Genomic DNA, 21,518 nt, shown 5'->3' with positions numbered 1-21,518 from the left:
TGGTACCGGTCTTACCAGGATGAACGCGGTACTGGCCGGCACCTCCGGCGGGCCGCAGGCTCACCGGCATGACACCTCCGCAGGGCCGCGTCATCGTGGTCACCGGCGCCAGCGCCGGAATCGGCGCCGCAGCCGCCGCCGCACTCGCCCGCCTCGGCGCCACCGTCGCGGTGGTGGGCCGGTCGCCCGACCGGACGGCCGAGGCCGCCGCACGGATCGGCGGGCACGCGCACCTCGCCGACTTCCAGTCCCTGGACGACGTCCGCCGGCTCGCCGCCGAACTGCTGGAGCGGTACCCGCGCATCGACGTCCTGGCGAACAACGCCGGCGCGCTCTTCGCCACCGAGGCCCGCACCCCGGACGGGCACGAGCGGACGTTCCAGGTCAACCACCTCGCGCCGTTCCTCCTGACCAATCTGCTGCTGGACCGGATCCGGGAGTCGCCGGACGGCCGGGTCATCTTCACCTGCAGCAGCCAGCACGCGCACGGAACGATCGACCCGGCGGATCTGGACGGCCGCCACCGTCCCTACCGGATGTATCCGGTCTACCGGATGACCAAGCTGGCGCAGCTACTCCACATGCAGGAACTCGCGCGCCGGCTGGCCGGCACCTCGGCCACGGCCACCGCGTTCAACCCCGGCCTGATCGCCACCGACGGCTACCGCGACGCCCCCGGCCTCGGCACGTTCATGGGCTCCCGGCTCGGCCGGCGCCTGGTGCCCGGCGCGGAGTGGGGCGCGCGCCCGCTGGTGCACCTGGCATCGGCCCCCGGCGCCCAGGACCGCACCGGGCTCTACTTCCACCGCGCCGGCTTCCGCCGCCCGAAACGCCCGAATCCCCGCCAGGCCACGCTCGCGGCCCAGCTGTGGAACCACTCACTCTCCCTGACCGACGCCGAGGACCCACGATGAGAGACGGCGAGGACCCACGATGAGAAAGGCGTTCTGAGGGCGGTGCGGATCTTGAGGGTGGCGTGATTGCTGGGGAGGCGCGGGTGCGCGCTGGGGGGTTCGCCGACCACGACGAGAGTGGAAGGGAGGCCGCCTGCGGCCGACCGGTGCCCGCGGGAGCACTGGGAACGCGACCGCGCCGGAAGCGGGAGGATGAATTTTCCCGGTCTTTGCGCCGGTCAGGCGAGGAGTGCGAGTTTCCGGGCGGCGTCGGTCTCCGGGACGGGGGTGTAGACCACCAGCCGGAGGCTGCTGTCGTGCACGGTCAGCACGCTCGACTCCAGGCTGATCTCGCCGGCTTGCGGGTGCCGGATGGTCTTCCGGGCGCTCTGGTGGTCGGTCAGCGCCGGCCGGCTCCACAGCGTGCGGAAGCGTGCGCTGTCGTGCAGCCGGGTGAGCAGCGCGTCCACGTCGGGATCGTGCGGGAACCGGCCCGCGGTGGCGCGCAGGTCCGCGATCAGCGAAGCCTCGAACGCGGCCCGCTGCGCGGTCGTCTGCCGGGTCTGTTCCAGCCGGTCCTCGAACTGCCAGACGAGCAGGCTGCGCGGGTCGCCGGCCGCGGTCGGCGGCTCGCCGAAGACCGTGGTGAACAGCGGATTCCAGTGCAGCGGCCGCCAGAGCGCGTCGAAGATCGTGAGCGGGCTCGCGGCGAGCCGCTGCGCGATCCGGTGCAGGCTCTCGGGGATGTGCTTCGGCACCCGGTCCGGGCCGGTCGCGTGGCCGGCGAGGCGCAGCAGGTGGTCCCGCTCGGTCTGGGAGAGCCGCAGCACGCGGCCGAGCGCGGTGCAGACGTGCACGGACGGCGTCACGGCGCGGCCCTGTTCGAGGCGCGTCACGTACTCCGCGGAGACGCCGGCCAGCGTCGCCAGCTCCTCGCGGCGCAGCCCCGGCACGCGGCGGGTGGAGGTGCGGGTGATGCCGGCCGAGGCCGGGTCGAGTCGGTCCCGCCAGGCGCGCAGCGCGGCACCGAGGTGGTTCATGCCAGCCATGGTACGGCGGCCATGAGACTCAGCGCGGCCATGAGGACTGAGCGCGGGCATCAGATCAGCGCGGGCGTCAGCGACACCGGCAGGCTGATCGTGACGTGGGTGCCCTGGTCGAGTTCGGAGACCAGCGTGATGTCGCCGCCGTGGCCCTCGACGATGCTGCGGGTGATGGCCAGGCCGAGGCCGGATCCCTGGATCGCCTGCTCACTGGCGTTCGCCGCGCGGTAGAACCGGCGGAACAGGTTGGCCTGGTCCTCGACCGGGATGCCCATGCCGGTGTCGCTGATGGTGATCTCGACGTGGCCCGGCCGGCTGCTCGGGATGGCGCAGCGGATCGTCACGTGGCCCGGGCCGGGTGTGAACTTGATGGCGTTGGAGAGCAGGTGCAGGAGCGCGCGTTCGAGCAGCTCCGGGTCGCCGGCCACGTGCGCGTCGCGGGCGCGGTTGTCGACGGTGAACGACAGGTTCGCGGCCGTGGCCATCGGCGCCAGCGAGGTGGTGGCCAGGTCGACCACGCTGGCGATGCGGACCGGGCGCTTCTCCAGTTCCGAGCTGGCCGCCTCGACCTGGGAGAGCGTGAGCAGGTCCTCGACCAGGTTGAGCAGCCGCCGGGCGTTGCGGTCGACCACACCGAGCATGCGCTGCTGGGCCGGCGGAATCGCGGTCATGTCGTCCTGGATCGCCTCCAGGTAACCCTGGATGCTGGTCAGCGGCGTCCGCAGCTCGTGCGAGATGGTGGAGACGAACTCGTCCTTGTGCCGGTCCAGCGCCTGTAGTTCGGCCACGACCGCGCGCTGCTGCGCGTGGAGCGCGGCGTGGTGCAGCGCCCGGTTGAGGTCCTCGACGACCAGATCGAGCAGCTGCCGGTCGTCATCGGTGACGAGGCGGCGCGGGTCCAGCTCCACGCTGATCACGCCGCGCGCCTCGTCGGTGACGCCGACCTGGCGGCTCAGGTCCTTGCCGGGCGCGGTCCGGTCGAGCAGCATCGGCTCCAGCCCCGGCCGGTGCCACTGGGCCGCGCGCGGGATGCTGCCGCCGAGCCGGATCCAGACCCGGTCCGCGTGCATGGCGGCGCCGAGCCGGTCCACGACCTCCTGCAGGATCACGTCGGTCTCCAGCGCGTCACCGATCGCGCTGCCGATCGCGCGGGCCAGCGCGCGCGTCTCCAGCTGCTGCTGTTGCAGGCGGCGCAGCCGGTCGTTCTCCTCGGCGAGCGTGTTCAGCGAGATGCCGGCCTCGCGCAGTTCCGCCGGGCCGGACACCCGGGCGCGGGCGCCGTGCTCGGCCGCGGCCAGCCGGCGCAGCGTGCGGGTCAGGTTGGTCAGCGGCATGCCGACGCCGCGGACCACGCGGACCGCCAGCACCAGCACGAACCCGACGCTGATCAGCGACAGTACGACCGTGGTGACGTCCGCGATCGGGACCAGCCGGCTGATCGTGCGGACCACCTGGTCCTGCTTGTCGGCCAGCCACGCCTGGGCCTCGCGGTGCGCGGCGCGGAACCGGTCGGTCCACTGCTTGCCGATCGCGTCCCAGGCCGTGCTGACGGCCGCGGGCCCGCCGGGACCGGCCGCGATCGGCGCGGCGAACTCGGTGAGCCAGCGTTCGCCGAGCTCATGCTCGGTCTGCAGCAGCCGGCGCAGCGTGGGATCGGCGGCGTGGCTGAACGCGTCGTCGAGCGCGGGCCGGAACTCGGCGGATCCCCGGTGGTAGGCGTCCAGGAAGCGCACGTCCGCGGTCAGCTGGTAGCCGCGGATGCCGGTCTCCGCGTCGGTGAGCGCCTGTAGCGCGCGGGTGTTCGCGGCGCCGGCCGGGTAGACCGTCTCGGTGAGGATGCGCGCCGACGTGGTCAGCTGGCCGATCATGGCCCACCGTACGCCGCCCGCGACCAGCAGCAGCACGGTCAGCACCGTGAAGCCGACGATGAGCTGCCGGACCGCGGAACCACGCGGAGCGTCACGCCACCATGCTGCGCGCATCTCTCTCCAGTCGTCGCGGTTCCCTGCGGATCCATACGGCGGCCGGGCACCGAACCTGAGTTTTTGGCGGTTCAGCCCGCGACGGCCTGCAGCGTGTACGTCAGCGGCAGTCGCTCCGTAGTCGCTGCTCACGGCCCGAAGGCTAGCGGCCGGTGGTCTGGCGTTCGATCGATTTACCCAGTAGGTTGACATGCGCTCGAAGCGCGCCCCAGACTGTGCCCCGACGAGAGCGCTCTCCCGAACGGGGGAAGCGCGGGAGCGGGAGATCGTGCGACACAAGGCGGCGCTCGTCGTACCGGTGCTGATGCTGGCCGTGGGTTGTTCCGGCCCGGCGCCCGAGGCGGCCCCACCGCCGCCTCCGAGTGTGTCGACGACCGCCGAGGTCACCTTCAACGGTACGGACGTCGCCTGGATCCAGCTGATGATCCCGATGACCGAGCAGTTGGTGCCGCTGCTGGAGATGGCGTCCGAGCGGGCCGGTGACGCGCCGCTGCGCGACCTCGCGGCCCGGCTGCGCGACACGCACCGCGCGGAGGCCGGCGAGCTGCGCGCGCTGCTGGCCCGCACCGGGCTGCCGGACGTGAACCCGCACGAGGGCCACAACATGCCCGGTATGGTCACGCCGGAGGAGGTCACCGCGCTGTCCCAGGCGCAGGGCGCCGCGTTCGACGAGGGCTTCACCACGTCTCTGCGCGAGTACCTTGCCCAGGTCGCGATGGTCTCCGGCAGCGAGACCGAGGTCGGCGCGGACCTGCAGACCACCGCGCTCGCCGCCCGGATCGCCACGGACCGCGAGAAGGACCTGGCCGAGCTGGAGAAGGCCGCGGGCTAGGGGCGCTCCGGCTCGGGGTCGGTGACGTCGGCGACGGTGGCGGTCAGCGCGGCGATCGCGTCGTCCGCGGCCAGGGTGAGCGCGGTGCCGTGCGCGCCGCCGCCGAGCGAGATCCGGCGACCTGTGATCCGCTCGTCCGCGATCACCGGCCAGGCCGTGGTGGCGCCGAACGGCGTGATGGTGCCGCGCTCGTACCCGGTGGCGTCCTTCGCGGTGGCGGCGTCCGGCATGGAGAGCCGCTTCACGCCGAGGAGCGTCCGCAGCTTCGGCCAGGAGATCACCCGGCCGCCCGGGACCAGTACGAACAGGTAGTCGTCCTCGCCACGCCGGACCACGATCGTCTTCACGATGTCGCGCACCTCGGCGTTGCGCGCGGCCGCGGCCTCCTCCAGGCTGCGGACCGGCCCGTGCGTCACGACCTCGTGGGCGATGCCGGCGGCGGCGACCGCACGCACGGCTGGGGTGTCGCTCATGACGAAGATCAAACCATTGATGCGACGGTACGGTTCCCGGACGTGGCCCATATCGCCATCAGGAACCTCGCGCGTGATCTCGGCGTCTCAACTTCTGCCGGTCAGCCGACCGGGCGCGGACAGCCGAGGAGGCGGAATGCAGCCTTACGCCGATGCACCGGAGAGTCGCACGTGGAGGGCGCCGATCGTGCCCGTGCGCCACGACGGTGAGATGCCGTCGCTGGGGATCAGTCCCCGGCCGGCGAAGCGCACCGATCGCCGGCGTGCTGATCGCCGGCGGTCATGAAGCGAGCCCGGCCCTCGGCGCCGTCAGTGGCCCGAGGGCGCCGGGCTCTCATCGTGCGATCGCCGTGCCCTTGCGCAAGGCGGTGATCTCCGGATAGGTCACCGCGAGCGTGGCGCGCACCCAGAGCATCCGCCGGACGGCGGTCTCCGGGTCGTCGCCGAACTCGGCCGCCATCACGGCGGCGCAGCCCTCACTGCCGAGGCGCAGGATCATCCGGGTCACTTCGGCCTGGACCGCCTCGCAGGTGGGGCGCTGCGACGGCTGAAGGTAGGAGACGAAGAGCGCCTCCGCAGCCAGATCGTCAACTGTTGTCATCACCATGTCCCCGCTGCTAGCTCCATCTCGTTCTAACGTAGCACTCTTGTGATCTACCTAACTCCCAACTACGTACCGCATCGGCGGACAGTGCGTGCGACGACCAACTGTCTCGTCCATCGCCCGAATGGTCATATCCCGTAATAGACCCGGAAAGCGGCTCCAGAGGGGAATTTCGGGCATCGGATGGGCGGTGTTCGTTTTCCGGACAGGGTTACAGCGTGACCACGGTGCGGGCGCCCTCGCCGCGGCTCATCCGGTCGAAGGCCGCCGGTGCGTCGGACAGCGTGGCGTGGTGCGTGACCAGCGGGCGCAGGTCCAGCGAACCGTCCAGCACCGCGGCCGCCAGCCGGGGGATCTCCACGTCGAAGTCGGCCGAGCCGTAGACGCAGCCGCGCAGCGTGCGGCCGGAGTGGAACAGCTCCAGCGCGGAGAACTCCACCGTGTCCGACCGTGCGCCCATGCCCACCACGGTGACCCTGCCGCCCCGGCGCGCGCCCCGGTAGGCGGACCGGATCGTCGCGGCCCGGCCCACGCACTCGAACACCACGTCCGCGCCGCGCCCGCCGGTGAGCCCGCGGATGCCGCGGCTCAGCGCGTCGTCGGAGACCAGGAAGTCCGTCGCGCCCGCGGCCAGCGCCAGCTTCTCCTTCTCCGGTGACACGTCGACCGCCACGATCGGACCGGCCCCGGCCGCGCGCGCGGCGCCGACCACGGACAGGCCCACGCCGCCCAGGCCGATCACCACCACGGACTCGCCGGGCCGCACGGCCGCGGTGTTGCGCACCGCGCCGAAGCCGGTCAGCACCGCGCAGCCGAGCAGCGCCGCGTCCGCGAACGACAGCGCGTCCGGCACCGGCACCGCGGCCCGCGCCGGGATCACCACGCGCGTGGCCAGCGCGCCCAGGCCCAGCGTGACGTGCAGTGGCGTGCCGTCCGGCAGCGCGCCGCGCGGCGTGGAGGAGGCGCCGGCCCGCTCGCACAGCCACGGCTCGCCGTGCGTGCAGAACCAGCAGGCCCGGCACGGCGGCGCCCAGTTGAGCACCACCCGGTCGCCGGCGCGCACCCGGTCGGTGCCCGGTCCGGCCGTGATCACGGTGCCGGCCGCCTCGTGGCCCAGAACCAGCGGGAACGACGGTGCCAGCGTGCCGTTGACCATGGACAGGTCGGAGTGGCAGACGCCGGCCGCGCCGATCTCCACCTCGATCTCGCCCGGGCCGGGCGGATCGAGGTGGAAGTCCTCCACGGTCAGCGCGGCGCCGCGCGCGATCAGGCCGCGAGCCGCGATCACCGCTGGATGGCCTTGGTCTCGAGGAACTCGGTGAGGCCGTGCGCGCCCAGCTCGCGGCCGAGGCCGGAGTGCTTGTAGCCGCCGAACGGCGCGAGCGGGTTGAACCGGCCGCCGTTGATGTCGACCTGGCCGGTGCGCATGCGGCGGGCGACCCGCAGCGCGCGCTCCTCGTCGCCGGACCAGACGCCGCCGGCCAGCCCGTACCGCGAGTTGTTCGCGATCTCGACGGCCTCGTCGTCGTCCGCGAACGGGATGATCGACAGCACCGGGCCGAAGATCTCCTCCTGGGCCACGGTGGCGTCCGGTGTCACGTCGGCCAGCACGGTCGGCGCGACGAAGTGTCCGGTCGCGGGCACGTCCGCGTCGAGGCCGCCGGTGGTGAGCCGGGCGCCTTCGGCGAGGCCCCGCTCCACGTACCCCCGGACGCGGTTCTTCTGGTTCTGGGAACTGAGCGGGCCGAGGCGCGTGCCCTCGGCGAAGGGGTCGCCGAGCGTGTATCCCGAGGCGGTCGCCGTGGCCAGCTCGATCGCGTCCTGATAGCGGGAGCGGTGCACGAGCATGCGCGTCCAGGCGGTGCAGGTCTGGCCGGAGTTGAGGAACGCGTTGCCGACGCCGACCTTGACCGCCTTCGTCAGGTCGGCATCCGAGAGGATCACGTTGGCCGACTTGCCGCCCAGCTCCAGCGCCACCCGCGCGATCCGGTCCGCCGCGAGGTGGCTGATCCGGGAGCCGACCGCGGTCGATCCGGTGAACGAGACCATGTCCACGTCCGGGTGTGCCGCGATCGCCTCGCCGACGACCGGGCCGGCGCCGGTGACCAGGTTGACCACGCCCGGCGGCAGGCCCGCGGCGTCGCTCGCGTCGAAGAGCAGGTACGCCACGAGCGGCGTGATCTCGCTCGGCTTGAGCACCACGGTGCAGCCGGTGGCCAGCGCGGGCGCGAGCTTCGCCACCACCTGGTGCAGCGGATAGTTCCACGGGGTGATCGCGCCGACCACGCCGATCGGCTCGCGGACCACGGTGGAGTTGCCGATCGTCTCCTCCGGCAGCGGCTGCGCGGCGAGATCCGCGTAGGAGCGCAGCACGGCCAGCGGCAGCCCGGCCTGCACCGCGGTCGCCACCTTCATCGGTGTGCCCAGCTCGCGCGCGACCGTGCGCGCGATCTCGTCCGCCCGGCCCGCCAGCACGGTGTGCAGCTTGTCCAGGTGCGCGGCGCGCTCGGCCGGGTCCGTGGCGGACCAGGCCGGAAAGGCCCGCCTGGCCGCGGCCACCGCGCGGTCGACGTCCTCGGCGGTGCCGGCCGGGACGTGGTCGATGATCGTCTCGTGGGTCGGGTCCTCGACCGGGATCGTGTCCCGGCCGGCCGGTGCGACCCAGGCGCCGTCGATGTAGAAGCGGTCCATGGTGTGCCCCTTCGTCGGTGAAGAGATCATAAAACTAGCGCCGCAAGTTTTCACCGTACCGGAACTGGTCATAGGTGTGTGTCAGCCCGGCGATGAGCGCGTCCAGGCCGAGCGTGAACGCGCCCTCGTCCACGCTGCGCTGGTGCTCCGGGAGCCGATGTGCCTGGGTGAGGTGCGGGTAGTCCTCCGCGTAGAGCGCCGGATCCTCCACGAAACCGCGCGCGAACGAGCCGAGCGCGGAGCCGGCCACGAGATAGCGCATCAGCGCGCCGATGTGCGTGGCGCGCGCGGGCGGCCAGCCCTCGCGGACCAGCCCGCCGTAGACCGCGTCCGCCATCCGCAGCGCGGCCGGGCGGCGGCCGGGGCCGCGCGCCATGTGCGGCACGATGTTCGGGTGCGCGGCCAGCGCGGCGCGGTAGGAGTGGCCCCAGGTCCGCAGCGCCTCCGGCCAGGGCCGGTCCGCGAAGACCCCGGTGTCGACGTGCTCGATGATCGAGTCGGCGACCGCGTCCAGGATCTCGTCCTTCGTGGCGAAGTGGTTGTAGAGCGATGGGCCGCGCACGCCCAGCTCGGCCGCGAGCCGCCGGGTGGAGACCGCGCCCAGGCCCTCCTCGTCGATCAGCGCGGTCGCGGTCGCGATGATCCGCTCGCGGCTGAGGAGGGCTTGCTTCGGCCGGGGCATGTGACTCCCTTTACTTCGCAAAACTATCGGCGCTAGTTTAGTTGAGTGAGGCGCGGGCGGCCAGAGAGGGCGTCCGCCGTCGCCGGGAGTGGCGTCCGAGCCGGACGAGCGGGCGACGGCCAGAGGCTGAGCCGCCTGCGGACAGGGGAACGGAAGATGGATCTTGCACTCTCGCCGGAGCAGGACGCCGTGCGTGAGCTGGCCGCACGCTTCGCCGACCGGGAGCTGCTGCCGCACGCGGCCGAGTGGGACCGCCGCGAGTCGATCGACCTCGGCATCGTCAAAAGCCTCGGTGACCTGGGCTTCCTCGGCCTGACCATCCCCGCGTCGGACGGGGGTTCGGAGGGCGACCACCTCGCCTACTGCCTGGTCCTGGAGGAACTCGGGCGTGGCGACTCGGCCGTCCGCGGCGTGCTCTCCGTCTCGCTCGGCCTCGTTTCCAAGACCATCAGTGGGTACGGGTCGGAGGCGCAACGATCCGAGTGGCTGCCGCGGCTGTGCGCGGGGGAGGCGCTCGGCTGCTTCGCGCTGACCGAGCCGGGCACGGGCTCGGACGCGGGCTCGCTGGCGACGCGGGCCGTGCGGGACGGCACGGACTGGCTGATCAGCGGCGAGAAGACCTTCATCACCAACGGTACGTGGGCGGACGTCGCGCTCGTCTTCGCGCGCACCGGCGAGAAGGTGAGCGCGTTCCTCGTACCCACGGATGCCCCTGGTTTCTCGCGACACGAGATCAAGGGGAAGCTGGGGCTGCGGGGGCAGGCCACGGCGTCACTGTCGTTCGATTCCGTGCGCGTTCCCTCGTCCGCGCTCGTCGGCGAGGAGGGGAAAGGACTCCGCATCGCGATGTCCGCGCTCGCGAAGGGGCGCATGTCCGTGGCCGCGGGATGCGTCGGGATCGCGCGGGGCTGCCTCGACGCCGCCGTCTCCTACGCCGGTTCCCGGACGCAGTTCGGCAAGCCGATCGCGGGTCATCAACTGGTGCAGCAACTGCTCTCCGAGATCGCGGTGGACACCGCGGCCGCGCGCATGCTGACCTGGCGGGTGGCCGATCTGATCGACCGCGGACAGCCTTTCGCGACCGAGTCGTCGATGGCGAAACTGTTCGCCAGTGAGGCCGCGGTCCGGTGCGCGAACAATGCGCTGCAGGTCTTCGGTGGCTACGGATACATCGACGAGTACCCGGTCGGGAAGTACCTGCGCGACGCGCGCGTCATGACGCTCTACGAAGGCACCAGCCAGATACAGCAGCTCATCATCGGCCGGGCGCTGACCGGCATCAACGCCATTTCGTGATTTCGGAGGGATCTCGCCGTGGACTTCTCACTGAGCGACGAGGAGAAGGCGATCCGGGAGACGGTTCGCAGCTTCGTGGAGAAGGAGGTCATGCCGCTGGAGGACACGGTGTTGCGCCGCGAGCGCGCGCACCGGCCCGGACTGTTGCTGGAGGAGCTGCGCGAACTGCAGCAGAAGGCCCGCGCGTTCGGATTCTGGGGCCTCGCCACGCCGGAGGAGTACGGCGGAATGGGGCTGCCGGCCGTGATGCAGTCGCTGATCTGGACCGAGATCGGGCGCACGATCGTGCCGTTCCGGTTCGGCGGCGAGGCGGACAACATCCTGTTCCACGCGTCGCCGGAGCAGAAGGAGGAGTTCCTGCTGCCGACGATCGAGGGAAAGCGCATCTCGTGCTTCGCGATCACCGAGCCGGGCGCGGGATCGGACGCGGCGAACATCCGGATGTCCGCGCGGCAGGACGGCGACGACTGGATCCTCAACGGTGAGAAGACGTTCATCACGAACGGCAACGAGGCCGACTTCGCGATCGTGGTCGCGGTGACGGATCCCGCGCTGGGCGCGCGGCGCGGCGGGGCGACCGCGTTCCTGGTCGACCGCGCGATGGGGTGGCGGTCGGAGTTCATCCAGACCATGGGCGAGGGCGGGCCGGCGTCGCTGATCTTCGAGGACGTGCGGGTGCCGTCGCGGAACATCCTGGGCGACGTGGGCGCCGGCTTCGAGCTGGGCATGCAGTGGATCGGCAAGGGGCGGTACACGATTCCGTCGCACGCGCTCGGGATCGCGGAGCGCGCGCTGGAGATGGCGCTCGCGCACGCGCGCACCCGGGAGACGTTCGGCAGGGTGATCGGGGAGAACCAGGCGATCCAGTGGATGATCGCGGACTCCGAGGTGGAGCTGGAGGCCGCGCGCATGCTGGTGCTGCGGGCCGCGTGGACCGTGGACGCCGGGCGCGATCCCCGGCACGCGTCGTCGATGGCGAAGCTCTTCGGCGCCGCGATGGTCAACAACGTGGTGGACCGGGTGCTGCAGATCCACGGCGGCATGGGATACACGCGCGAACTGCCGATCGAGCGCTGGTACCGGCAGGTCCGGCTCTACCGGATCTTCGAGGGGACCGACGAGATGCAGCGGCTGATCATCTCTCGCGACCTGCTCCGCGGGTACACGAAGATCGGGCTTCTGCTGTAGGCGGAGTGTGTCGCCCGGTCCGGTCGGGCAGTCTGAACGGCATGAGGCTGCTGGTGCTGGGCGGGACGGAGTTCGTGGGCCGCGCGGTGGTCGAGGCCGCGGTCGGGCGCGGGTGGTGGGTGACCGTGCTCAACCGCGGCCGCAACACGGTGACGCAGTCGGGTGTGGTGTCGCTGCAGGGGGATCGTCTCTCCCCGGACGGACTCGCCGCTCTGGCCGGTCTGTCCTTCGACGCGGTAGTGGACACGTGGAGTTGGACACCCGCGGCGGTCGCTTCGGCGGCTGCGTCCGTCTCCGCCACGTCGTACGCGTATGTCTCCAGTCGTTCCGTCTACGCCTGGCCGGCGGCGGCCGGGGCTTCCGAGTCGGCGCCGCTGGTCGGCCCTTCCGACGATCTTTCCGACTACGCGGGCATCAAGCGGGCGGGTGAGCTGGCCGCCGTCGAGCGCTTCGGCGACCGGGCGCTGCTGGTGCGCGCCGGGCTGATCCTCGGGCCGCACGAGAACATCGGCCGTCTGCCCTGGTGGCTGAGCCGCGTCGCGCGCGGCGGCGACGTGCTCGCGCCCGGCCCGCCGTCGCTGCCGTTGCAGTACATCGACGCGCGCGACCTGGCCGCCTGGACGCTGGACGCGCTCGAAGCCGGGCTCGGCGGGCCGTTCAACCTGGTCAGCCCGCCCGGGCACGCCACCATGTCGTCGCTGCTCGCCGCGTGTATCGCGGCCACCGGCTCGACCGCGTCGCTGCGGTGGGCCGAGCCGTCCGCCATCCTCGACGCGGGTGTGCAGCCCTGGACCGACCTGCCGATCTGGATGCCGCCCGGCGAGATGCACGACGCGATGCACACGTCCGACGTGTCCCGCGCGCTCGCCACCGGCCTGCGCTGCCGCCCGATCTGGAAGACCGTGGCCGACACCTGGGCCTGGCTGCAGGCGATCGGCGGCGTCGCACCACAGCGTCCGGACCGGCCCGCGGTCGGCCTCGCTCCGGACGCCGAGGCCGCGATCCTGAAGGAGTTGCGCTGATGCCGGTGATCGAGGTGGTGCTCGGCGACCTGGTCGAGGAGCGGGTGGACGCGATCGTCACCGCGGCCAACGAGTCGCTGCTCGGCGGCGGGGGAGTCGACCGCGCGGTGCACGCGGCGGCCGGACCGGAACTCGCCGGAGCCGGGTCCGCGCTCGCGCCGCTCGACCCGGGGGACGCGGTCGCCACGCCCGCGTTCCGGCTCGGCCCGCGGATCCGGCACGTGATCCACACGGTCGGGCCGGTGTGGGAGGGCGGCGGCTACGACGAGGCGGAGCTGCTCGCGTCGTGCTACCGGCGGTGCCTGGAGGTCGCGGACGCGCTCGGCGCGCGGAGTCTCGCCATACCGGCGATCAGCACCGGCGTGTACGGCTACCCGGCGGCCGACGCGGCGCGCATCGCGGTGTCGACGGTGCGCTCCGTGCGTACCCGCGTGGAAGTTGTGCGTTTGGTGGCCTTCGACGAGGGAAGCCGTGATCTCCTCAGGTCGGAGCTGGCGGCGCAGGGGGTGTCATGACGGTTCGTTTCGCGCAGTGGACGATCGACGTGCTCGATCTGGAGCTGATGGCGTCGTTCTGGAGCGCCGCGCTCGGCTACCGGGTGGAGCGCGCGCCCGACGGGTCCGCGCACCTCCGGTCGCCGTCGGACGGCGAGCCGAGCGTGTGGCTGCAGCCGAGCGGCGGCGTGAAGCGGGACAAGAACCGCAACCATCCCGACCTGCGGCCGGCCGCGGGGACCACGGTGGACGACGAGGTAACACGGCTGCTCGCGCTCGGTGCGACCCGGGTGGACGTCGGGCAGAGCGGCGACGAGCCGTTCGAGGTGCTGGCCGACCCGGAGGGCAACGAGTTCTGCGTCCTGCACCCGTAGATTTCACTCATTTCCGGGTGCGGAGCGCCGAGGGGCGGTAGCGTCACCGGGGCGCTACCGTAGCGGTATGTCTGTGGAAACACGGCTGCTCGTCGCCGGGGCCGCCCTCCTCCTGCTTGCGACGCTGGCGGGCGTGATCGTTCTCGGCTTCCGCGTCTGGAAGATGCGACGGATGCTCAACGAGCTGGGGGCGAGCGGCAAGTTCGCGTTCTGGGGTGCGCTCATCTACACCATCTCGCCCCTGGACTTCGATCCGATCCTCATCGACGACCTCGGCGTACTGGCCGGAGCGCTGCTGTACCTCAGTCACCTGGTCCGCAAGGTCCGCGCGAACCGCCGGCCACCGGTCCAGCCGGGCGGCCCGCTCTACACGCCTCCGCTCGCTTCGCCCCCGCCCGTCGCGCCGCCGTATGTGCAGCAGGCCCCGCCGGTGCCGACGTCCCCGTCGCACCGCCCACTCCCGCCCGCCGGGCCGAACCCGCCGGTTGCCTGACTCCTCGGTCAGCATCAGGTGAGCGGGCGATCAGTTCTTCCGGACCGGCCGATCAGTCTCCGTCGACTCGCCGCTCAGCTTCGCCCGATCGGCGGCTCAGTTTCAGTCGGTCTGCCGTGAATCGCCGGCACGAGGACTCCGCCTCTGTGGGAAGCCCGCCGGCCGGTGCTCGCCGCGGTCGGATGCCGGCGGGTACTGGCTGCGGTCGGATCCCGGCGGGTGCTCGCTGCGGTCGGATGTCGGCCGCTGCGAGCAGCGGAGCGTGGCGTCAGCCGGCGTTGTCGGTGAGGCGGTCGCCGCGGCGGGCCAGCATCTTCAGGCCGGGGATGCCGGCCACGGCGAGCCGCAGCTCGCGGGTGACCTCCAGCAGGTCGTGGATGTCCGGGCCGACCCGGTCGAGCGTGTGCAGCATCGGCAGGATGTTCTGCGTCATGTGCTGGGTCAGCTTCGGCAGCTCGTCTATCAACCGGATCGCCGCGTCGACCTCCTCCGGCGACAGCTGCTCCACGAACCGGTGCGCCATCGGCGCCGCCCGGTAGAGCGTCGGCGCATACGACGCGAGCAGCTCGTCCGCCGTGACCGCGGTGTTCTCCACGCGCGCGACCAGCGCGGACGCCCGCCCGGCAACCTTCTCCGCGCCGCTCACCACGCCCTCCGCAGACCCGGCCACCCGGGTCGCGGCCGCGATGATCAGCGCGGCTTCCTCGATCGCCTTCGTCGCGGCCGTGCTGATCAGCACCACCTCGCGAATCGCGTCCTTCGCCTCGTCGACCAGCGTCCCCGCCGTGCCCACGGTCTCCGCGGTCCGCCCGATCAGGCCTCTGGCCTCACCCAGCAGCCCGTCGATCGCGGTCACCGCGTGCTCCGCACGTGTGATCAGCCCCGACGCGCCGCCGATCGCCTCATCCGCGTGCGTCACCAGCGTCTCCGCCCGCACCACCAGCGCGCCCGCTTCGTCGATCGTGCCGCTCGCGCGGCCGACGAGCGTGCCGGCCTGGTCGATCGTGTCGCCGGCGCGTGCGACGAGCGTGCCCGCTTCGTCGATCGTGCCCCCGGCTCGGGTGACCAGGGTGGCGGCTTCATCGATGGTGCCGCTGGCGCGGGTGACGAGCGTGCCGGCTTCGTCGATGGTGCCGCCGGCTCGGGTAACCAGGCCGTCGGCGGTGGTGATGGTCCGGCCGGCGCGGCCGACCAGCAGCTCGGCCGTGCCGACCGTCGTCTCGACCCGGGTGACCAGCGCCTCTGCCGTGCCGACGGTCGTCTCCACGCGTGAGATCAGGGCTTCCGCCGTGTCGACCGCGGCACCGACCCGCCCGGTCAGCGTCTCCACCTCGCCCAGCACGGTCAGCAGCCGGGCCGGAGCGGTGACCAGCGAGGCCGCGGCCGAGACCGCGCCCGCGGCCACCCCGGTAGTGGCGTCCCGCGCCGCGCCCGCGACGCCCGGCGCGCCCGCGACCACGCCCTGTGCGACGTTGAGCGCCCCCTGGGCCAGGCCTATCGCGCCCTGAGCGGCCAGCAGGCTCACGTCGACCACGCTGCGGGCGGTGTCGGACGCGGCCCGCCCGGCCGGATTGTCACGGGCGGCGCGCCCGATCGCGCGGTGGGCGACCCCACTGAGCGAGGCGGCGCCGAGCGCCGCCCCTTCCAACGCGGCGCGACCATAGCCGAACAGGTCAGCGGGTCGGGGTAGCGGAGCCATACCCCCATTGTCCCCTGCCGGGACCACCACCAACCACACACGGCGAGAGAGCACGCCCCCGGAGGCCGCTCATCGAGCGTTCAGCGAGCAGGCGGGGCGGTGGCCCGACATGTGCGAAAAGCGGCGAAGTCCCGCCTTCGGGGCGTGCGGGGCGGCCGGAGGCGGCGGTGGTGCCGCCGGCCGCGTGGTGAGGGTGCGGCGGCGGTGGCCCGGAAGCGCCGAAGCCTCGCCTTCCGGAACGTGCGGGCGGCCGGAGGCGGCGGTGGGCCGGCCGTAGGTGGCCGGTGGGCCGGCCGGGCGGTGGTGCCGCCGGCCGCGTGGTGAGGGTGCGGCCGGCGGTCGCCGGAGAGGTCAGTCGCCCTTGACGTTGATGAACTGGCGGAGCGTGTGACGGATCTCGACCAGGTCGGCCGCGTCCGTCATCACCTGGTCGATCGGCTTGTAGGCGGCCGGGATCTCGTCGATGAACGCGTCCGTGTCGCGGTACTCGATGCCCTTCATCGCCTCGCGCAGCTGGTCGCGGGTGAACGTGCGGCGCGCGGCCGACCGCGAGTAGTTGCGGCCCGCGCCGTGCGGTGCCGAGTTCAGCGCGACCGGGTTGCCCTTGCCCACCACCACGTACGACGCGTCGCCCATCGAGCCCGGGATCAGGCCGGCCACGCCGCGCGCCGCGTTGATCGCGCCCTTGCGGGACAGCCAGACCTCGCGGCCGAAGTGCGTCTCACGGGTCGTGTAGTTGTGGTGGCAGCTGACCCGCTCGGACTCGCTCACGGCCTCGCCCTGCCACTCGGCGAAGCAGGCCACCACGCGGTCCATCATCTCCTCGCGGTTGAGCAGCGCGTACTCCTGTGCCCAGTTCAGCGCCGCGATGTACGCCTCGAACTCGGCCGTGCCCTCGACCAGGTATGCCATGTCCAGGTCGGGCAGGTCGATCCAGTAGCGCTTCATCAGGTCGCGCGCGACCTGGATGTGGTGACCGGCGATCCGGTTGCCGACGCCGCGCGAGCCGGAGTGCAGGAAGAGCCAGACCATGCCGTTCTCGTCCGTGCTGCACTCGATGAAGTGATTGCCGGAGCCGAGCGAGCCGAGCTGCAGCTCCCACTTGGCCGCGAAGTCGGCCGGCGTGAACCCCGCCTTGTCCGACATCTCCGTCAGGTGGGCCACCCGAGAAGCGGCGGAAGCGGTCAGCGACTTGTTCACGCCACCGGCGGACAGCGGGATCGCGCGCTCGATCGCCACGCGCAGCTTCGAGAGGTCCCCGACCAGCGACGAGCGGTGGAACTGCGTCTTCACCGCGGCCATGCCGCAGCCGATGTCCACGCCCACGGCGGCCGGGATGATCGCGCCGAGCGTCGGGATGACCGAGCCGACGGTCGCGCCCTTGCCCAGGTGCGCGTCCGGCATCAGCGCGAGGTGCGGGAAGATGAACGGCAGCGTGGACGTGCGTTCGGCCTGCTCACGGGTCTTCGGCTCGAGGATGCTGGCCCAGTTGATGAGCCGCTCGTTGATCTTCTCCACGGTGACGTTCCTCCCCTCGGAACAACCAATAACGAAGATCAGCCTGCCGTACGCGAGCGATGCGAGCAGCCCATTTTTGCGAGGGCGCGGCGTTGACCTGAGGCCGGCCGAAGGCCGACGCCCGAGAGTGCCCGAGCCGCCGTGCGGAGCGAGCCCATCGATGCGGCCATTAATTCAGCCGGGAGCGGACAAACAAAAGCGGCGGAGCCTCCGTTTCGCGGGCTAGGTTCGGTGGGTGACAGAAACGCCAGAGGCGCTTGTGCCGAACCCGCCGGCCGGCCTGCCCCGCACGATCGGGGAGCTCAAGGCCGCCGGCCACATCTTCCGGACCGTCAAGGAGGAGCTGCGGGAGAACCTGCTCGCCCAGCTCCGCAGTGGGGAGAAGCGCTTCCCCGGTGTCGTCGGCTACGACGACTCCGTGCTGCCCGAGGTCGAGCGCGCGCTGCTGGCCGGGCACGACATGGTCCTGCTCGGCGAGCGCGGCCAGGGCAAGACCCGCCTGATCCGCTCGCTCGTCAACCTGCTCGACGAGTGGACGCCGGTCCTGCCCGGCTCCGAGCTCAACGAGCACCCACTGCGGCCGCTCACGCCGGGCGCGCAGCGGCAGGTCAGGGAAACCGGGGACGACACCCCGATCGCCTGGCTGCACCGCTCCATGCGGTACGGGGAGAAGCTCGCCACCCCGGACACCAGCGTCGGTGACCTGATCGGCGACGTCGACCCCATCAAGATCGCCCAGGGCCGGACGCTCGGCGACCCGGAGACGATTCACTTCGGCCTGGTCCCGCGCACCAACCGGGGGATCTTCGCGGTCAACGAGCTGCCCGACCTGGCCGAGCGCATCCAGGTCAGCATGCTCAACGTGCTGGAGGAGCGGGACATCCAGGTCCGCGGCTACCAGCTGCGCATGCCGCTGGACATCCTGCTGGTCGCGTCCGCGAACCCGGAGGACTACACGAACCGCGGCCGGATCATCACGCCGCTGAAGGACCGGTTCGGCGCGGAGATCCGTACCCACTATCCCGTCGAACTTGATCTTGAACTTGAGCTGGTCAAGCAGGAGGCCGACCTGGCCGCCGAGGTGCCGGACCACGTCTTGGAGATCGTCGCCCGGTTCGCCCGCGCGGTGCGCGAGTCGCCGAGCGTCGACCAGCGCTCCGGCGTCAGCGCCCGGTTCGCGATCGCGGCCGCGGAGACCGTCGCGGCCGGTGCGCTGCGCCGGGCCGGGCTGCGCGGCGAGGCACAGCCGGTCGCGCGCGTCGCGGACACCACGTCGATCGTCTCCACGCTGCGCGGCAAGGTCGAGTTCGAGAGCGGCGAGGAGGGCCGGGCGATCGAGATCCTGGCGCACCTGCTGCGCACCGCGGTCGCGGACACGTTCCGGGCGAAGCTGTCCGGCCTCGACCTGTCCGGCTTCACCGACCTGGCCGCGGACGGCACGATCATCGAGAGCGGTGACATGGTCAGCGCGGACGAGCTGCTCAACCAGGTCGGCACCGTGCCCGGCCTGGCCAAGGTGCTCGACCGCCTCGGCCTCGGCGACGCGCCCACCCGCGGTGAGGCCGCGGCCGGTGTCGAGCTGGTCCTGGAGGGCCTGCACCTGACCCGGCGGCTGGCCAAGGACGTCACCGACGACGGCCGCACGATCTACGGGAGCTGACACGATGGCCGGAGACCGTTTCCGGTACGGCGCGTGGCGGGACGGGCCCGACCCGCTCGCCCCGCCGTTCGACGTGCGGGCCGCGGTCGACCAGGTCGGCAGCGAGATCCTGGAGGGCCGCAACCTCCGGGACGCGCTGCGCGACCTGCTGCGGCGCGGCCCCCGAGGCGAGCGCGGGCTCGACGACCTCTCCGCCCGGGCCCGGCGCATGCGTCGCGAGGCGATGCGCCGGGGCAACCTGGACGGCGCGGTCACCCGCTCGCAGGCGCTGCTCGACCAGGCGCTCGCGGCGGAGAAGTCCGAGCTGAGCACGCGCGACGACCCGGACGCGATGTTCGCCCAGGCCCGCCTGGACGCGCTGCCCCGATCCACCGCCCGCGCGGTCGACGAGCTGTCCGACTACCAGTGGGCCAGCGACGAGGCCCGCGCGCTCTACCAGCGGATCCTTGACGGTCTGCGGGACGAGGTGCTGGAGCAGCGCTTCGCCGGCATGAAACAGGCGCTGCAGAACGACCCGCAGGCCGCCGCGCGGATGGCCGAGATGATGGCCGACCTGAACGCGCTGCTCGCCCGGCACGCGCGCGGCGAGGACACCACGGACGCGTTCGCCGAGTTCATGCGCCGGCACGGCGAGATGTTCCCGGAGAACCCGCGGAACGTCGACGAGTTGATCGACGCGCTGGCCCGGCGTGCCGCGGCGGGGGAGCGGCTGATGCGCTCGCTGTCCGCGTCCCAGCGCGCGGAGCTGGAGAGCCTGATGGCGCAGGCGTTCGGCGACTCCGGGCTGGCCGAGCAGATGGCCGCGCTCACCGACAACCTGCGCACGCTGCGGCCGAACCTCAACTGGGGACGCGGCGAGCGGGTGCAGGGGCGCGGCGAGCTCGGCTACGGCGAGGCGGCCGGCGCGCTGGAGGAGATCGGGGACCTCGACGACCTGATCGACCAGCTCGGTCAGGACCATCCCGGCGCGACGCTGGACGACGTGGACGTGGAGGCGGTCGAGCGCCAGCTCGGCAGGTCCGCGGCCGACGACGTACGCCGGTTGCGGGATCTCGAACGTGAACTGCGCCGGCAGGGCTGGGTGCAGCGTGGCCAGGACGGGCTCACGCTCAGCCCCAAGGCGCTGCGCCGGCTCGGCGGCACCGCGCTCCGGCAGGTCTTCGCGCACCTCGGCGACGGTCGCCGGGGCCAGCACGACCTGCGCTCCGCCGGTGCGGCCGGCGAGCTGACCGGGGCGTCCCGCCCGTGGGAATTCGGTGACGAGCAACCGCTGGACGTGGTCCGTACGCTCGGCAACGCGATCCGACGGACCGCCTCGGCCGGCGCCGCCGCGGTGCCGATCCGGCTCCAGCCGGACGACTTCGAGGTCGCCGAGACCGAACGCCGCGCGACCGCGGCCGTGGCCGTGCTGGTCGACCTGTCGTATTCGATGTTCGCGGACGGCCGGTGGGGCCCGATGAAGCAGACCGCGCTCGCGCTGTCGCATCTGGTCGCCACGAAGTTCCCGCAGGACGCGCTGGAGATCATCGGCTTCAACCGGTACGCGGTGCGCCTCACCCAGCAGGAACTCGCGGAGATCGAACCGACCCGGTTGCAGGGCACGAACCTGCAGCACGCGCTGATGCTGGCCGGACGCCACCTGCGGAAACACCCGCAGGCGGAGCCGGTCGTGCTGGTCATCACGGACGGCGAGCCGACCGCGCACCTGGACTCCGACGGCGAGGCCTGGTTCGACTGGCCGACCACTCGGGAGACGCTGCACGCCACGCTGACCGAGGTCGACCACCTCACGCGGTATGGGGCAACGTTGAACACGTTCATGCTGGGCGAGGACGAAGGGCTGCGCCGCTTCGTCGAAAGCCTGGCCCGCCGCAACGGCGGCCGCGTCTTCGCCCCGGACGCGGACGAGCTGGGCTCCTACGTGGTGTCCGACTACATCCGGGCCCGCCGCGGGCGCCGGGGCGGCGGCCTGGCCGCCTGACGGACCCATGTCGGCGCCGGTCGTCAGCGGTCTTCGCTTGCGGCCGGCGCCGTTTTCTGTTTCCCGCGCTCGTCGTCTGTGCTTTCGTTCGCGCAAGGCTTCCCGCTTCCGGCGGCTCATCCTCGGCACCGGGCCAACTCAACCTATGTTGATCATGAAAGATGTGGCCGGGTTCGTATTGCTTTCGGGGCGTTGCGGGCGGGACCACCAGATCGAGTGCTTCGAGTTCCGCCGCGTCCGCCTCCGTGCGGTTCGTCTCCGCATGGTTTCGTCTCCGTGCGGTCCGTCTCCGTGCGGTCCGTCTCCGCGTGTTGCTCATTACTGGCCCACGGTCGCGCGCTGACCACGCCCGTTGCGGCTTCGCGCTTCTAGCCCGAAATATCGTGAAATCCCGCCCGTCGGGTGGGTGTCACCACCCGCGCCGCACCACTGGCCAGCCCTGAGTGATCAATCAGTGGAGCAAAAAGGGAGGTCAACTTCGATGTTTGACCTCCCTTTTGCTCCACTGATTGATCACTCAGGCACCGCACCCGGCCGACCGAGAACGCCCTGGGCAGCAGCCGGGCGCCTTATCAGAAAATTCCGGGCACGGA

19 protein-coding genes are annotated in these 21,518 nt (G+C 72.0%); 10 read left to right on the top strand and 9 right to left on the bottom strand.

Annotated features, from left to right (window positions below):
* Nucleotides 1–68: 68 nt before the first annotated feature.
* Nucleotides 69–914, top strand: a complete 846-nt coding sequence (locus tag J2S43_RS25360; RefSeq protein ID WP_306833294.1) for an SDR family NAD(P)-dependent oxidoreductase — start codon at nucleotides 69–71, stop codon at nucleotides 912–914.
* A 218-nt stretch (nucleotides 915–1,132) separates the two neighbouring features.
* Here J2S43_RS25360 and J2S43_RS25355 read toward each other — a convergent pair whose 3' ends face one another.
* A complete protein-coding gene (locus tag J2S43_RS25355) occupies nucleotides 1,133–1,933 on the bottom strand; it encodes a helix-turn-helix transcriptional regulator (protein WP_306833292.1) in 801 nt (266 codons plus the stop codon).
* Between the two features lie 59 nt (nucleotides 1,934–1,992).
* Entirely contained in the window at nucleotides 1,993–3,918 is a 1,926-nt protein-coding gene (locus J2S43_RS25350) for an ATP-binding protein (RefSeq protein WP_306833289.1), read from the bottom strand.
* Nucleotides 3,919–4,186: 268 nt separating this feature from the next.
* Between J2S43_RS25350 and J2S43_RS25345 the strand changes: the two genes are divergently transcribed.
* A complete protein-coding gene (locus J2S43_RS25345; protein ID WP_306833287.1) occupies nucleotides 4,187–4,750 on the top strand; it encodes a DUF305 domain-containing protein in 564 nt (187 codons plus the stop codon).
* Here J2S43_RS25345 and J2S43_RS25340 read toward each other — a convergent pair.
* The 5 genes from J2S43_RS25340 to J2S43_RS25320 all read right to left on the bottom strand — a co-directional run bounded on the left by J2S43_RS25340 (nucleotide 4,747) and on the right by J2S43_RS25320 (nucleotide 9,200).
* Nucleotides 4,747–5,223: an aminoacyl-tRNA deacylase gene (locus tag J2S43_RS25340; RefSeq protein ID WP_306833285.1), complete on the bottom strand. Its 477-nt coding sequence runs from the start codon at nucleotides 5,221–5,223 to the stop codon at nucleotides 4,747–4,749. The two genes, J2S43_RS25345 and J2S43_RS25340, sit on opposite strands and share 4 nt — an antisense overlap.
* Nucleotides 5,224–5,557: 334 nt before the next feature.
* Nucleotides 5,558–5,824 (bottom strand): hypothetical protein, encoded by a 267-nt coding sequence (locus J2S43_RS25335; RefSeq protein ID WP_306833284.1) that lies wholly within the window; start codon nucleotides 5,822–5,824, stop codon nucleotides 5,558–5,560.
* Nucleotides 5,825–6,038: 214 nt separating this feature from the next.
* A complete protein-coding gene (locus J2S43_RS25330; RefSeq protein ID WP_306833282.1) occupies nucleotides 6,039–7,115 on the bottom strand; it encodes a zinc-binding dehydrogenase in 1,077 nt (358 codons plus the stop codon).
* Nucleotides 7,112–8,518, bottom strand: a complete 1,407-nt coding sequence (locus J2S43_RS25325; RefSeq protein ID WP_306833279.1) for an aldehyde dehydrogenase family protein — start codon at nucleotides 8,516–8,518, stop codon at nucleotides 7,112–7,114. Before J2S43_RS25325 ends, J2S43_RS25330 begins: the two co-directional genes overlap by 4 nt.
* 34 nt (nucleotides 8,519–8,552) lie before the next feature.
* A complete protein-coding gene (locus tag J2S43_RS25320; protein WP_306833277.1) occupies nucleotides 8,553–9,200 on the bottom strand; it encodes a TetR/AcrR family transcriptional regulator in 648 nt (215 codons plus the stop codon).
* A gap of 156 nt (nucleotides 9,201–9,356) precedes the next feature.
* Here J2S43_RS25320 and J2S43_RS25315 point away from each other — a divergent pair, with 156 nt between their 5' ends.
* The 6 genes from J2S43_RS25315 (at nucleotide 9,357) to J2S43_RS25290 (ending at nucleotide 14,067) form a co-directional block, all read left to right on the top strand.
* Nucleotides 9,357–10,496: an acyl-CoA dehydrogenase family protein gene (locus J2S43_RS25315; protein WP_306833275.1), complete on the top strand. Its 1,140-nt coding sequence runs from the start codon at nucleotides 9,357–9,359 to the stop codon at nucleotides 10,494–10,496.
* Between the two features lie 18 nt (nucleotides 10,497–10,514).
* On the top strand, nucleotides 10,515–11,684 hold the full coding sequence (locus J2S43_RS25310) for an acyl-CoA dehydrogenase family protein (RefSeq protein ID WP_306833273.1): 1,170 nt from the start codon (nucleotides 10,515–10,517) through the stop codon (nucleotides 11,682–11,684).
* Between the two features lie 41 nt (nucleotides 11,685–11,725).
* On the top strand, nucleotides 11,726–12,706 hold the full coding sequence (locus J2S43_RS25305) for an NAD-dependent epimerase/dehydratase family protein (protein WP_306833271.1): 981 nt from the start codon (nucleotides 11,726–11,728) through the stop codon (nucleotides 12,704–12,706).
* On the top strand, nucleotides 12,706–13,221 hold the full coding sequence (locus J2S43_RS25300) for a macro domain-containing protein (RefSeq protein WP_306833269.1): 516 nt from the start codon (nucleotides 12,706–12,708) through the stop codon (nucleotides 13,219–13,221). The genes J2S43_RS25305 and J2S43_RS25300 overlap by 1 nt, the downstream gene beginning before the upstream one ends.
* Complete coding sequence (locus tag J2S43_RS25295) at nucleotides 13,218–13,574, top strand: VOC family protein (RefSeq protein ID WP_306833267.1); 357 nt, start codon at nucleotides 13,218–13,220, stop codon at nucleotides 13,572–13,574. Before J2S43_RS25300 ends, J2S43_RS25295 begins: the two co-directional genes overlap by 4 nt.
* Before the next feature lie 67 nt (nucleotides 13,575–13,641).
* The gene (locus J2S43_RS25290) at nucleotides 13,642–14,067 is read left to right on the top strand and encodes a YkvA family protein (protein ID WP_306833265.1); all 426 of its coding nucleotides are present in this window, start codon (nucleotides 13,642–13,644) and stop codon (nucleotides 14,065–14,067) included.
* 268 nt (nucleotides 14,068–14,335) lie between these two features.
* Here J2S43_RS25290 and J2S43_RS25285 read toward each other — a convergent pair whose 3' ends face one another.
* Nucleotides 14,336–15,766: a hypothetical protein gene (locus J2S43_RS25285; protein ID WP_306833263.1), complete on the bottom strand. Its 1,431-nt coding sequence runs from the start codon at nucleotides 15,764–15,766 to the stop codon at nucleotides 14,336–14,338.
* Nucleotides 15,767–16,117: 351 nt separating this feature from the next.
* The gene (locus J2S43_RS25280; RefSeq protein ID WP_306833262.1) at nucleotides 16,118–17,284 is read right to left on the bottom strand and encodes an RtcB family protein; all 1,167 of its coding nucleotides are present in this window, start codon (nucleotides 17,282–17,284) and stop codon (nucleotides 16,118–16,120) included.
* A gap of 235 nt (nucleotides 17,285–17,519) precedes the next feature.
* Between J2S43_RS25280 and J2S43_RS25275 the strand changes: the two genes are divergently transcribed.
* Both J2S43_RS25275 and J2S43_RS25270 read left to right on the top strand, forming a co-directional pair.
* Nucleotides 17,520–18,944: a sigma 54-interacting transcriptional regulator gene (locus J2S43_RS25275; protein ID WP_306833260.1), complete on the top strand. Its 1,425-nt coding sequence runs from the start codon at nucleotides 17,520–17,522 to the stop codon at nucleotides 18,942–18,944.
* A gap of 4 nt (nucleotides 18,945–18,948) precedes the next feature.
* Nucleotides 18,949–20,925 carry a vWA domain-containing protein gene (locus J2S43_RS25270; protein WP_306833258.1) on the top strand — a complete coding sequence of 659 codons (1,977 nt, stop codon included), beginning with the start codon at nucleotides 18,949–18,951 and terminating at the stop codon, nucleotides 20,923–20,925.
* Nucleotides 20,926–21,518 lie beyond the last annotated feature (593 nt).

It is taken from the genome of Catenuloplanes nepalensis, from assembly GCF_030811575.1.
In the GTDB taxonomy this organism is placed as follows: domain Bacteria; phylum Actinomycetota; class Actinomycetes; order Mycobacteriales; family Micromonosporaceae; genus Catenuloplanes; species Catenuloplanes nepalensis.
This window is presented reverse-complemented; position numbering and strand designations above follow the sequence as displayed.